Origin of the sequence: Streptomyces ovatisporus, assembly GCF_042653885.1 — a bacterium.
Classification (GTDB): domain Bacteria; phylum Actinomycetota; class Actinomycetes; order Streptomycetales; family Streptomycetaceae; genus Streptomyces; species Streptomyces ovatisporus.
The window spans coordinates 37534-51322 of the sequence record NZ_JBHSFH010000004.1 but is presented as its reverse complement, the minus strand read 5'-3'; the positions used below and the strand labels follow the sequence as shown (position 1 = coordinate 51322).

6 protein-coding genes and 1 pseudogene are annotated in these 13789 nt (G+C 67.1%); 3 read left to right on the top strand and 4 right to left on the bottom strand.

The window, feature by feature from the left end:
* On the bottom strand, positions 1 to 303 hold the full coding sequence (locus tag ACFPA8_RS05125; RefSeq protein ID WP_386442947.1) for a hypothetical protein: 303 nt from the start codon (positions 301 to 303) through the stop codon (positions 1 to 3).
* 64 nt (positions 304 to 367) lie between these two features.
* Here ACFPA8_RS05125 and ACFPA8_RS05120 point away from each other — a divergent pair.
* A pseudogene (locus ACFPA8_RS05120) lies at positions 368 to 480 on the top strand (transcriptional regulator); the annotation flags it as partial.
* A 419-nt stretch (positions 481 to 899) separates the two neighbouring features.
* On the opposite strand, the gene mads8 reads toward ACFPA8_RS05120, so the two are convergent.
* The 3 genes from mads8 to mads6 are packed head-to-tail and all read right to left on the bottom strand — an operon-like array spanning position 900 to position 12393.
* Positions 900 to 6440, bottom strand: coding sequence for a methylation-associated defense system ATP-binding protein MAD8 (gene mads8, locus ACFPA8_RS05115; protein ID WP_386442944.1), 5541 nt, complete (start codon positions 6438 to 6440; stop codon positions 900 to 902).
* Between the two features lie 8 nt (positions 6441 to 6448).
* Positions 6449 to 8143 (bottom strand): methylation-associated defense system protein MAD7, encoded by a 1695-nt coding sequence (mads7, locus tag ACFPA8_RS05110; RefSeq protein WP_386442941.1) that lies wholly within the window; start codon positions 8141 to 8143, stop codon positions 6449 to 6451.
* Complete coding sequence (mads6, locus tag ACFPA8_RS05105; protein WP_386442938.1) at positions 8143 to 12393, bottom strand: methylation-associated defense system protein kinase MAD6; 4251 nt, start codon at positions 12391 to 12393, stop codon at positions 8143 to 8145. Before mads6 ends, mads7 begins: the two co-directional genes overlap by 1 nt.
* 612 nt (positions 12394 to 13005) lie before the next feature.
* Here mads6 and ACFPA8_RS05100 point away from each other — a divergent pair.
* Together ACFPA8_RS05100 and ACFPA8_RS05095 are read left to right on the top strand one after the other, a co-directional pair.
* Positions 13006 to 13305, top strand: coding sequence for a Scr1 family TA system antitoxin-like transcriptional regulator (locus ACFPA8_RS05100; RefSeq protein WP_386442936.1), 300 nt, complete (start codon positions 13006 to 13008; stop codon positions 13303 to 13305).
* Positions 13306 to 13592: 287 nt separating this feature from the next.
* Entirely contained in the window at positions 13593 to 13784 is a 192-nt protein-coding gene (locus tag ACFPA8_RS05095; RefSeq protein WP_386444619.1) for a DUF397 domain-containing protein, read from the top strand.
* The last annotated feature ends 5 nt before the right edge of the window (positions 13785 to 13789 follow it).

Here is a 13789-nt window from a genome sequence, read left to right as displayed (position 1 = left end):
TCACGAGCAGGAGGGGCGGTCAGGGCGAGACTGACCGCAGGGTGCCCGGGCGGCGGGGGCGACCGGGTGTACGTAGGACCCGCCGCGCAGGGCCGCGGCCCCGATCAGCGTGAACGCGTCCAGTCCTGCGGGTTTGCGGCGGGCGCGGGGCATCACGACGATCAGCAGCAGCGGGCCGCGGCGGGCCAACGCCAGCCGGGCGGCGGCTTCGGCCACCGCCACGTCGTCCATCCGGTCGGTCAGCACCGCCGCCACCGGCTGGGCGAGGCCCGCCCGTGCGGGGCGGGGCGCTGCCGGGGGCACGCCAGGAGAACATTCGGGTCATAACGCCAAGAGCCTTCCCGTATCGGGAGGAATCTCCTCAAGCGTCACCCGGACCCGGGTCGGCCGCCGCAACCGCTACACCATCGACCCCACTGTCGCCCTGCGCCATCCTTCGGAGGCCGACCCCCCGTCGGCGACCTCCTCGGCGCCTCCCTCCGGCCGCGAGGCCCCGCCTGCCGCCGAGCCGACCGGACCGTGAACAGCCTGAAAGGACCCGACGGGCAGCACGGCCGCTCGCACGCCGAAGTGAGCGCCTGCGTCATCTGCCGGACAGGCCCTGCGGCACCGGCCCGGCATCGCACGTGACCTGCTCATACCCGGCTTCTCCCAGGTGGGTGCCGACGCCTTCTGCCAGGTCGAACCCCAACTAGCACCCCCAATCCAGGGCTGGGCATCACCAGCGACCCGGGCAACTACAGAACTTGATCAAGCCCTGCTTGCTGAGCCGGATCCGTCGCGTGGGGTTCGGCCAGGACGGGGCAGAATCAGCGAAGTGTCTTGTGACCTGTTTTGAGGAGAGCTCTTCAGGCTTCCAATAGACAGAATTGGCAAGGCACTTCGTACTCCATCGTCTCTTACCCAAGGGCAGTCCGCGTCCCTCCCCCATGCTGCGTCACGCGCGGGCGGCAATCGACCTTGACGACCCCCCTGGCGAACGCCTCATCCGTCGCCTTCCCTGACCACACGTAAGCTTCGCCCGGTCTGAGCGCAGCCAACTTCTCCGGGTTCAGGCCCGACAACGCCGCATTGACCTTCTGAAGGTGTTTCAGCCAGGCTGGCGATGTGAACCTGTGCAACACCATGTGGGTGGAAAGCTCGATCAGCTCGGACGGCACTGACGGCGGGTCCTGACTAGCGACGATCACGGACATGCCCTTGTGTCGCATCTCGCGCACGCTTGACACTAGTCCGTTCACCAAATCACCGCTGTCGGCGTACTTGTGAGCCTCGTCGAAGACGACGAGCTTGTTGAAGAGATGCCCCTCATCGGTCGTCTCGGAGAATAGGTGCATCAGGACGACGAACAAGCTGAGCGCGTCGTCCTTCTCGATGTCGTCGGAGCGCAAATCTACAATGATCATACGGCCCGGCCTCGCGAGGTCCTTGATGCGCACCGAATCATCGATGAAATCGCCCGCGAGATCGAGCCGTTCCCTGGCCTTTCTCTTCAGATGCTCATCGAGGTGCGAATCCTCGACTCCGCGGCGGACGGCGTCCAGAGTCAGATCGGCTCGGTTCGCCTTGATAATTCTGCCCATCTGCCGGATATATCCTGACGGGTTACCGACGGCTCCCATGAGGAACTTCCAGTGGGCAATCTTCAGTTCGGCCGCGGCGAAGGCCAGGGGATGCACGAGAACGTCAGGGTACTGGGCCTGACGCTCCTCCACGTATTCCTCGGGAACCAGCAGGACGACGTCATCCAGGCCGGCGGGCTGTGCGCCGTATCGTCGGCGCAGGGCCTCTCGTTGCCCCTCGTCGCTGTTGGCGTGGATCATGCTGAGGAACTCAGGTTCGTACTCCGAGGTTTCGCTGTAGTGGAAGACGATGCTCGCCAGCGGGCTCGTCAGTCGGTTGACCCCTGCCACCGGCAGGCTCGCCATCTCCAACACCGATCCCAAGGTGTAGCTCTTGCCGCCGCCCTGCACTCCAAACAGGCTGATCGCATGGGTCTCATTTAGGTCGAGGGCGACGTTGCGCCCTGCGCTCATGCCGAGCAGACCGAACTGCGGGGACGGGCGGGAGACGCCGAGAACGATGTCCGGATCCCCGGTCTCCGGTACATTGGGTAGGGCGCCCTCCGGGCCGGAGCTCCCACGTGTGTCACCTTGTTTCTCTTGCTTCTCGGGCGTGTTCGCATGCGGCGAGAGAGCTGCCGATCCAGACTCATCGATCGTGCCGGCGGAACTCCCGCGGCTATCCCGCTCGCTCGCGACCTGATCGGTGACCATCGGTGCGGCGTCCTGCACACAATCAGTCCTGTCGCCGTCTGCGACACCGGAGAGCTCAGTCTCGTCCTCGTCCGGATCGTCGGACAGAGGAGCGGGTTCCTCGGGGATGTGCCGGTTACGCGCGCGGGGCTTGAGCCGGGTGGTTGCCCCAGCGGTGGAATCATCGGCCAGCCGGTCGAGTGCCTCCAGCCCCGGCAGCTCGGGCTCAACCCGAGCGGCATTCGCGGAGTCAGGAAGGTATTCCGTCTCTATGGCGTCGAGCAGGCGCACCGCCTGGTCCCGGCCGATGCGGTGAAACGCGACCCCCTCTTCTTGGTCGGTGTCGAGGCCATCCTTGGAAAGGTCGAACACGATTCCACTGCGGGTGAATTCGAGACGGTAGCCGTGGTCGAGGCGTTCCAGGAGCCAGCGTGCCTCGTCCATTGCTTGCTGGTCGTAGAGTCTGTACCGACCTGCGCGGGCGAGATATTGGTCCAGTAGTGCCCGCAGCTCTACGTTCTGGAGCGGACGGTCGGCACGTCCGTGTACCGGGTCGAACCGCCGACCGAGGACGCGCTCGCTGTTCTCGATCTGGCGGATGATCTGCTGTCGCTTACTCTGGTACGTGCTGATGCCCCCGCCAGTGTGGCACTTGACCTCCAGCAGACGGCAGACCACTGTCCTCCGCTCGGCATCGAGATCGAAGAGGGCAAGGTCCGTACGGTGCAGTCGGACTTCCGAATCTCCCGCCGCTGCTCGACTGCGCTCCTCATCGTAGAGCTCGGGGTGGATGTCGAGGGGGACAAGGATCTGGTTGCGCAAGGCTTTGCGTGCCCCGAGGTAGAGGCGCGTGAGGGCGAGACCGAGGACTTCGGTGCGCTGGCTCTCACCGAGTGCCGCGAGCTTGAACACAAGGCTGCCGGACAGCTCCCGCAACTGGTCGAAGAAGGTCCGGATGTGCCGTTCGGGGATGCCGAGAGCACGGTCGGCGAGGACGGGTCCGAGGAGCGCCTTCATCTCGTCCAACGACCTTGAGGAGACGACGATCTGGTGCCCGAGTCCGCCATGGGACGTGGTCGTATGGTCGATGATGTACTCTGCGCGTCCGCGCCGACCGTGATCGAAGTACTCAACGCCGAGGGTGCGGTCCACAGTGACGACCCAGTCACTCATCCGGTGAACATCGTGCAGGAGGTTCCGGTCCTCCGAGGTCAGGCGGACCGTTATCTGCGGCAGCATCCCTGGCCGGTGCTCGCCGGCGCTCGCCGCGACCAGGGCAGCGGACAGCACTCTCGGCAGGCCTGCGAGAAGGTCTCCCGTCGTCTCGGCCCCCGTGACCGGGTCGGTCACACCGTGCCGGGGTTGCCGGGTCCATTCGGCGATCTCGTCGTCCTCCCGGTACTCGGTGGCCATCTGCTGAACGAGGCCGTGGACGGCGACCCGCCCGGTGCCCTCGCGTCCACGCGCGATGTCATGGCTCTCACCGCCGAAGGGGTTGAAGAGGAAGGTGAGGTGCGCAGGAAAGTCGTCTACCGACGTCGAGAGTTCCGTCGCATCGCGGATCACCACCGACAGCTTGGGTCGCAGCGGGTGGTCTCCAGGGGTTGCGAACGCCTCGGCGGCCGCTGAACGCGAACCGCTCGCCGGAGCCATCAGATCGGTAAGAGCGGAACCCGTCCACGGATCGTCCGGCGCGGCGGCGAAGAGCCGCACGGTGTAGTGGAGATGGGACAGGTGGCGGCGCTCTTGGAGGGAGATCAGCATGTCGGCGAGGAGTTCACCGTGGCCCGCGCCGAGCGCGTTGATCACGAGGCTGTCGACATAGGGATGGAGACGGATGTATTTCTCCACGCGGTCGGCGAGTTCGTCTCCACTCACACCGCCCGCCGCTGCCGCCGCGTCGACACCCATCGCGTCCGCCACCCGCGCCACTACTTCACGGGGGTCTTCGGCTTCGCTGGGCAGGCACACCTGCCAGTAGTCGCTCAAAGGGCTGCTGGCGAAGGCGAGTTCCCCGGAATCCAGCGGAACAGCGAGCGGATAGCCCAGCGGAGCGAGCCGCCGCTCCAGGCTGTCCAGCCGCGCTCGGACTACTCCCCCCGAGGTCCCCTCGAGACTGCCGAGCCAGAGGTCGGCCAAGGCCGCCTGCCCGCTCAGCCATAGCAGGCGCAGGGGGTGGGTCGGCGCGACCAGAATCACAGTGCGTCGGCTGCCGTCCGTGTCGTGCAGGCGGACGGCAAGGGTGTCGGTGCGCAGAAGGCCGTGCAGTGCGGCCAACCGCCGCTGAGCATCGGGGGTGTTGGGCCGGTCCAGGGCCCGCACGCAGGCAGTGACAGCGGACAGATACGCCTCAGCGTACGCCTCCACGGCCTCGCGCAGCGTCCGTGGATCCACCCCCTCCACGACCAGGACGTCTCCCGTGCCGTCCGGGGATTCGCGCACGATGAAGCGGCTGAAAAGCTCTGCCCTCGCAAGGGCATAGTCGCGCAGGGGGCCGTCGAGAGGCGCGTTGGCCGTAGCCTCGGTGGGCTCGGAGAGGGTGGCAACCCCCGCCGCGTCCACCGTGACCTCCGGCCCGTACAAGGCGTACGGATCGCGCAGGATGCGCTGTTGTGCGTCAGCGAGGATTCTCGGCAGGTCGATGGTGACGCGTCCCGCCGGCCCGAACGACGCCAACAGCGACCGAGTCTTAGGACTGCTCCGCGGTCCCCAACCGACCTCGCGGCACTGCACGCGGTCGGGGGAGCGTCCGTCAGCGAGCGCGGTGAAGCGCAGCCGGTTGACCGCTTGGGCGAGGCCGGGCGCGTGCTGGCCGCGCTGGGCTGGCGGTTCGTCGAACTCGCCCTCGGGGATCACGTAGAAGCGGTCGCTCTCGTACGGCTTGCGGCCCGCGGTCTGCCCGCCCGAGGCGAGATTCATCACGTCGTCGTTGCCGTCGAGAGGAGTGACACGGACGAAGTGCCAGCCCTCCTCCCAATCGGCGCTCCGGCGTCCCTTCTTGAGCTTGACGGGTTTCTTGAGTACCGATTTGGTCTTGACAGTCACGGGCACGGACGCGGTGAGCCCCGTGGGGGTGGCCACCGGGGCACTGTCGTCCGCGTCTCCGGTCTCGACGCAGATTTCGATCTTGAAGCGTTTGATTCCGGTGATGCTTCGGGGCTCGGGCTCCACGGTGAAGGTGACGGGCAGGGAAGAGAGCCCTCCAGGCAAGAGGTAGGGCTGTCCGAAGAGCCGGTCCAGGGCTGGGTGGTTTCGCAGGTCCTCGCTGTTCTCGCCGGCTTTGGGCAGGGCGTTCAGGTCGTCGACCTCGATGCGTACGTTCTGGTCGGCCGGGTCGTTCTCCTGCGGCCAGTGGTGGAAGGCGAGCGGCCAGTTCTCCGGATCGGCGGCAATGGCCCGGCACCAGCGCCGCGGATCGGAGAGCCCTGTCGCTGCCGCGAAATCGACGAGGCGGCGCAGGAAGAGCTGGTGTTCGTCCGAGTTGCGTGGCAGGCCGAGAGCGAGGATGCGCTGCCGGTCGGTGGCAGAGCTCTCGGTGAGCTTCTTTACGGTCCGCCTGTTGCGCTGAATTTTGGTGACAACCAGGGACGGTTCGGCGTAGAGGTGGAAGTCCGGGATGAGGCCCAGCAGATGGATGCTCGCTCCAGCGGCCTCCGGGTGGTACTCGTTCTCCTTCAGCGTGAGCAGATACCGGGCGGCAGTCCGGTCTCCGGCGTCGGCCGTCTCGGCGAGGAGCTGTTCGACACCGGCAGCCAGCAGCTCGGGGACATCCTTGAGCAGGTTCCGCTTCAGCCAGGTGTGCACCTCCCGCAGGGAGACTTCCTCGAAGGTGGCGATGGAGAAGGAGTCTTCCGCGCTGGCCTTGGTCCCGGGCGGCACGAATACCAGCAGCGGTGGCCGAAGCTGCCCCTGCTCATCTGGGTTGCGCAGTTCGACGAGCTTGGTGCTGGTGATGTACGTGTCGTCACCGTTGGCTTTGTTCGCCAGGGTGTACGCCTGGGCATCGGGCACGGCCGAACGCAGGCCGCGCGTAAGGCGGGCAGCGAGCTCAGCATCGAGAGCGCCGATGCGCATGCAGTGGCCTGGTTCGCGAGTGCGCAGCAGCTCGGCAAGACGCGGGAGCATGACGTGCTCAAGGGCCTGCCGCCAGTTGGCTTCTGTGATCTCCACCAGTCCGCGTCCCATGTCCGCGTCTACCTTCCGCCCGTAGTGACCTGGCCGTCTTCGGTGATCGTGAATCTCGGGGTGATCACCTGAGTGAGATAGGCGTCCGAGAGGTCGTCGTAGAAGCCGATCTCACGCATCCGCGTCGTGAACGCCTCGGTGTTGGCCTGCAAAGCCGGTTGCTCCTCAATGCCCGCCGGGCTGAACCCGTCAGAAACCGGCAAGCGGTCGACATACAGGCCGTACCGGTTACGCAGCAGGGCGAGAAACTCGTCGAGCCGGAGGGAGACGGTGTGGTGGGTGTACGGGGAGGAGCTGCCGCGGGGGTTGACACGCAGCAGCGCCACCTGCACCAGCACCTCCAGCAGGGCACTGTCCAGAACGAATCGGCGATGGCCCCCGTGGGGCTGGGCGATTGCCGCCCCTGGCCTGCTCTTGAGCAGCAGCGCGTCAATCGTGTCGATGATGTACTTGTGGTGGTAGTGGCCCCGGTAGGCCATCAGGAGTTCTAGGTACCGCTCGAAGGGATCGAGCCTCATGGATTCGTCCAGCAGGGGACGGACCTCCTCCGGCTGCTCGCTGACGGGGGTGTCGTCCGTGATCGAGGTGAGCCGGGAGCCGAAGAACTCCTCGCGCGGCCTGCTGTAGTCGTCGGTACCGAAGCGCAGCAGCTCGGGCACGGTGAAATGCCCTCGTGCCGGCTTGGTTTCCTTGCCCTGGCCGACGAGGTGTTCGGCGAACTCATCGAGCTTGCGGACGCCGTAGGCGGCGCGGACGAAGTCGGGGATGCGGCGCAGCCAGTGCTCGGCGCTGCGCTCGGCGAGTTCGGCGACCGGAGTGCCGGGCACACTGGCGACGTCGACGAAGAGTCCGACGCGGAAGGGGCATCCGGCGAGCGGATCAGCTGCGTCGGCAGTGGCCGGGCAGCGGTCATGGCCGCAGGCTGGGTCGGCCGCCGAACGGGCCACGGCCTGCGGTAGCAGTTTCATCGTCTTGAGTTGGCCAAGGGCAAGGTGAAAGGCGAAGAGGATCTTCAGGTACTCGACCATCGTGATTCGGGGCAGTAGATCCTTGAGAGACAGCAGCCGTACGACATCGTCGGCAAGGAGGTCGGCCTGTCCCACGCACAGCGGGGGTGCCGAGTACCAGCCTTTGACACTGTGCGGGCTGTCCGCCCTGACCTGGCTATTGAGGTGGAGGACCGCCTGGGTCTCAATGTCGATGGGAGCTGCCTGCGCAGGTGGTGAGTTCGTGGCGTCGAGACCGGTGAAGAAGAACCTCCGGATTTGGTCGAGCGCGAGCGCGCCGTAGGGGCCCCGGGCGTATCGCAGCATCTGGTAGAGCTGGGCGTCGGCTCCGTAGGGGCGGGAGTGGTAGTAGTCGCGGAACTTGTAGGTGAGGCCATGCAGGGGGCGCAGGCCGGCGACCGCTTGGGTGGGCCTACCTCGGTTGACCATGTCGAGGAGTTGGGTCTCGACCCACCGCCGGGCCATGTCGGGGTGATCAGCGAAACCCTGGAACTTGTCCGCATGGCGCTCGTCGGTGAACTCGCCTGCGAACTCCGGCACCGACAGGTTGTTGCGCCGAACCATGCGGCTGGTCAGTCCCTTGTGGTTGAGGCGCATGAGGAAGCCGGTGAGTACCCGGTCCATCTGCACGCGCTTGAAGTCCAAATAGGAGACACCGAGGTGCTTGAACTCGGTGTCGCGTCGGCGCAGTGCCATCAGCGCGCCCCTTCCGCATCCGCTCGGCCGGTGTCAGGTCTGCCAGGGCCGGGCTCGTCAGCGTGCGGCAGCGCCGGGGCCAGGCGAAGGGCACCGTCGGCGAGTCGGCTGAGCTGGTAGGGCGGCGATCCGGGCGCATTGAGAAGGGCCTCCTGGTAGGAGGTGGCTGCCAGGGCGTTCTTGAAGACGGCCAGGGCGAGGTTCTGCCCCTGGCGGTCCTCGACGCCGGGCTGGTGACCTCGGTGCAGCCTGTCGAGCAGCTCATACAGGTCGAGGCGGATGACCAGCTGGGCACGGTGTGCCTGGCCACCCTCGGGGTGGTGCCGGATCACGAGTTCGCGGGGGCTGGATTCCACATACGACGAGGAGGGCGGCTCGGCAACAGCGAGGGTGAAGCTGTCGGCAGGGAACAGCCGGTGGCTGCGCAGAGTGCCGCCGGGCACGGAGCGCACCTGGAGCGCGAGATGTCTGCCCCACCTGCCGACGGCGCGCGGCATCCCTTCCCCGCGGTTGATCGCCTCGATGAGCCTGGCGAGCTCCTGGTCGAGCTCCTCGGGGCCGGGCTGACGGGCGGCCAAGAGACGCAGGAAGCGGTCGGCGGCCTGGTAGGGCAGCAGACTGGTCCAGCGTGTGGCGTCGAGGCTTTCGAAGTAGAAGCGGCGCCGGGCGGCCGCAAGGTAGGCGCGGTGTGCGGAGATCTGGGCACGGTCGGCGAGATGGGTGCGGGGAAGGGCCCGGAAGCCCGCGGTGAGCAACCGCTCGTCGAGGTCGCCGCGCTGGTCGAAGGAGACAAGTGCGTGGTCGGCGGTGGGGCCGGCGTAGTCGAGGCGCCGGTCGAGCTGTGGAGTGGGCACGGCCGCGACGTCGAGCTCGCGCAGCTGGCTGAGGAGCCGGTCACGCTCGCCGGGACGGGGGGCACCGGTGGCAGTCTCACCGGTGTGGATTCCGGCCCAGCTGGTGAAGTACAGGCTGTCGAGGATGTCCTGGGCTGCCGCGGGCTCGTCTCTCGCGTACAGCGCCTGAATCTGGGCGCAGTCACGGCCAGAGGTGAAGGTGTACGCGAGGGCTGAGCGCAGGTCGCGCAGGGTGATGTGGAGGCGGCCCCGCAGGTGCACCGTGCGGTAGAGCGTGGCGAGCCGCTCGGTGACCTGTTGCCCGGCTGTGGGGTGAGCAAAGGTTCGGGCGTTGTGGAGGGCGTAGCAGCGCGGCGCGAGGGTGCAGGACGCGCACGCCTCCCAGTGCCGCTCGTCGGCAAGAGCGGCGACCATGCGATGCATGATCGACCCGGCGCCCTCCGGATCGGCCAGGATGTCGCGGGCGTTGAGGTTGACGACGGTGAGGCCGTGCGCCGCACGGCCGGTGCGCAGCCCTTCCTGGACGGTAGAGGCGAGCAGCGGGTAGCGGTCCTCGTGTCGGGTGGTGAAGTCGACGAGCCGGCCTTCGTTGACGGCGATGAGCCGGGTCTGGTCTTCGGGCCAGGCGGTGGGGTCTTCCCCCTGGTAGGGCGCGAGGAAGGCGTCCAGCACGGTGTCGTTGTCTGTGTCACCCTCGTCCTGGCTGCCGTCGTGGTTGGTGTGGAAGGAACGGCCGTTCAGGGTGAAGTCGTCACCGTTGGCGCGGGGTTCGCCGAAGACGGCGTCGAGGTGGCGCGCCTCGTCGGCGAGGTGCTCCAGGAAGGCCGTCTTCCCATCCCCGGCATTTCCCGTGATGATCACGAGCCGGTGACGCCCCGCGAGGACGTCAGGGCGCAGCCGGGTGTCGAGGGCGGTTTCGACGTAGAGGGGGAGCGCTGCCGGGTCCTGGCCGCGGGTGCCCGCATTGGTGCGGGCGTTCTGGCTGTATAGCGTCTGCAGGTGGCTGACGAACGGGTTGCTCCCCGCTGTGTCGTCAGCGCCCGGGGCTGTGTGGGGCTTCGCTGCTGGGGCGGGTGGCACGATCCGCACCTCTTGCACGGCGGTCAGCGCGGAGTGGAACTCTTCGGCGTCGCGGTAGCGCTGGAAGCGGCGCGGAGCGAGGGCACGGAGCAGGACGGCGGTGAACTCGGGCGCGAGATCGGCGAGTCCAGGCAGCCTTCGCGGGTCGAGCGGCTCCGCGCCGCGCGGCGGGGTCTCCTGGTCTTTCCACGGATAGCGACCGGTGAGCGCCTCGTATGCGGAGATGCCCAGGGCGAACAGGTCGAGATCGGTGAGCTCTTCTCGGCTGGGCCGCTTGAGACCGGTGGCCTCGGGCGCGAGGTAGCGAGGCGACCCGAGGACGGGGGTGAGCGTGGAGTCAGAGGAGACAGCCGCGTTGAAGTCGAGAATGCGGGCGCCGTCCACTGTCCACAGAAGGTTGCTGGGCTTGATGTCGCAGTGGAAGACACCGTTGACGTGCAGATGGGAAAGGCCGGACAGGCAGTCATCGAGCAGCTTGCTTACGTCGGCCGGACCGAGAGTGTGCTTCTCGTCGAGGACGCGCTTCAGGTCTTTCCCTTCGGCGAACTCCATGCGCAGGTAGGGAAAACCGCTCTTGGGCAGCCACTCGGCATCGATGAGACGCACGAGATTGGGGTGCGGAGGGAGTTTCCGCAGAATGCGGTACTCGACTTTGAGGCGTTCCTCGGCGGACTCGCGTCCCTTGGTGAGGATCTTCAGGACCTCGTCAGTGTCGTCGAGAGTGTTGAACACCCGGTAGACGACACCGAATTGCCCCTGACCCAGCTGGCTGCGCACCCGGAACTTCTCGGTGAGCCGAAAACCTTCCGGGAGGTCGGCGTAGCTGCGCGGATTGCGCCAGTCGAAGGGATCACCGGGCTGCTCCAGCTCCTGGCGCCGGACCTGAGCGCGGGAGCGTCCGGCGTCGGCCTGCTCCAGCCTTCGGATCGCCTCACGGGCGAGTGGCCGGTCGGCGGGATCGGCGGACAGCAATCCACGGATGATGAACGTGAGTTCGGGGCCAATGCGGTCGGCCTCGTCGAGGCTGTCCAGCAGTATGCTGCCTGCTTCCAGGGACGGCAGCTCGCCGGTGTAGAGCTCGTGGAAGAGCACGCCGGCCGCGTACAGGTCGGCAGCGGGAGAGAACGTACCGGGACGCTGGTGGCACTCGGGGGCGAGGTAGGCCGGGATCTGGTGGTTGTACGCCTCCATGCCGCGGGTGAGTTCGCGCGGGCGAGGGGGGCCAGGGTGCGCGTAGTCGAAGCCGGTCAGCATGGCGACGCCGTTGCGACCGACGAGCACCGTATCCGGGCTGAGGTACCGGTGCACTACGCGGTGTGCGTGCGCGACGGCAAGCCCGCTGAGCACCCCGTCCACGATGCGCCGCTTGGCGTCGGCGCCGAGCGCCCCCTGCCCTTTCGCGTCGAGCTTGACCCGCAACGCCTCGGCAAGGACATCCTTCAGGACGACGGCGTACCCCTCCCCTTCATCCAGCGGGAACGACGTGACGCACGGGACGATGTTCGGGCAAGCCGGAAGCTTATTGAGCGCTTGGATGGGGTTGCCGATGCGCGCGTGCGCGGTGGATCGCTCGCTGTCCGGCAGCAGCGGGTCGACGGCGTGGGCCTGGAGGATGTACGTCCCCGACTGCGGCTGGTCCGCCAACCGTACCCGGTATACGGAGACGCGGCTGGCGAGATCATCATCGTCCCCGGCCTGCTCGCCCGGGTCGGCCTCGTGGAGGGCCTCCACCACCTCGTAGTGGCCGAAGCGCCGCCGTCCGGACGGCGGGCGAGTCTCCGCCTGGAAGACCCGCGCCAGGTCCGCACGCAGCGCAGAGATATCCCCAGTGGGTCTGTTCCCGGGCGGGAGGTGACGCTTGAGGAACGGCACCAACTCGTCGAGGTGATGGGTACTCGGCTCGTCGCGACCGTCCGGATCGTGCAGCGCGGAGCCCGGGTAGGGCAGGATCACCAGCCCCTCGCACCAAACCGAACCGAGCTTGCCGCCCCCGGCCCCGGACTGCCCGAGCAGAGTCGCGGCGACCCGTGCATGGCTGCGGATCTTGCGCGCCGGGCTGGCAAACGGCGCCCCCTGCGGATACCAGCGCCCGCCCCGCACCTCGACCCGCCCGTGCACGCCTTTAGTGTCCGCAAGGTAGACGGCGTGGTCCGCGATGATCGCCAGGTCCACCTCGAACACCGGCCGCCCAGGCCCGTACGGCAACTCGAAGTTGGCAACGACTATCCAGTCGTCCGGCGCGTGCTCCCGCAGATGGCGCAGCACCATGAGCTCGGCTTCGTTAGCCGGCTCACCGATCGGGATGATCTGGGCCATCTCCCCCGCCCCTGGATCTCATACGCCGTCAGATGTGTCGCCCGACACCCGACACCTTAAGACCCGCCGCTGACAGAACACCAAAAACCGGCCGCTGTAACGGTTTTCACAGCACTTCACTTCGGCTGCGGCGCAGCCACACGTGCCCGTCGAGGTGATCCATCACGATGCCGCACCGCCGCATGGCTCGCCCCGTGTGTCATGGGCAAGTTGGCTCGAGGGGTGGGGCCGAGGTGCCGGACAGGATGTCAAGGACGCCTCCTGACGCCTTTACTGTTCGCACCCCTCAGCGTCACCGTCCGTGGATACCGTGCGCAGGGGAAACCCGCCTCCGACAGGGACGCGGAACGCACTTCAACACGGCAAGGGAGCACCATCCATGGCAGCACACCCCCGCGAACTCACCCCCGCCCGCTCCGCACGCGATCTGTGCGGTGCCGAACTCCGCCGCCAGCGCCAGCTCGCCGGGTTCTCCCTGGAATGGCTGTCGGATATCGTCAAATACAGCAGGACGCATCTGCACGGTGTGGAGATCGCGGAGCGGTTGCCGCTGCCGCCATTTCCGGAGAAGCTGGATCTGTCCTTCGGGACGGGCGAGTTGTTCCAGGGGGTGTGGGCTTCCTCAAGCAGGAGCACAATCCCCGGCGGTTCGACCGCTGTTTGGAGCTGGAGGCGAAGGCCGCGCGGGTTCAGGAGTTCGGCGCGAGCATCATCCCCGGACTTCTCCAGACCGAGGCGTACATGCGGGCGCGGTTCACCGAAGGCGAGCCGGGAAGGAGCCCCGGGGAGATCGACGACCTGGTGGCGGCCCGCCTGGGTCGCCAGGAGATCCTCCGTCGAGACTGCCCACCGGACTTCTGGTGGATTCTCGGGGAAGGAGCTCTCCGACAGGCCGTGGGCGTCCGGCAGTGATGTGCGAGCAGCTCGCGGCGCTGCTGCCGTTGGTGAACAACCTCCACGACAACCATCCAGGTCGCTACGTTCGAAGCAAGCACTGCGCCCCGATGAGCGGCACGCTCTCCTGCTCACGCTCCCGGACAACTCGGCCACCGTGTACCAGGAAGGGTCCCAGGAAAGGAGAGGTCTTCGACGACAAGGAAACCGTCAAGTGGTGTGTGCGAGAGTACGATCACAAGAAAGCCTGCGGCGTTGATCGAAACGATGATGGAGAAGTTCGAGCGATGTGAGCAACCCCGGATCTGAGCACCGCCCGCTGGCGCAAATCCTCCTACAGCGGGCCCCAGGACGGGGACGCTTGCCTCGAGATCGCGGACAGCTGTCCCGGAACGGTCCCCGTCCGCGACAGCAAGAACACCTCCGGTCCGGTCCTCATGCTCCGCGACGGCGCGTGGCAGCGATTCGTCGAGGGCGTGAAGGACAACTCGCTGTAAGGCAG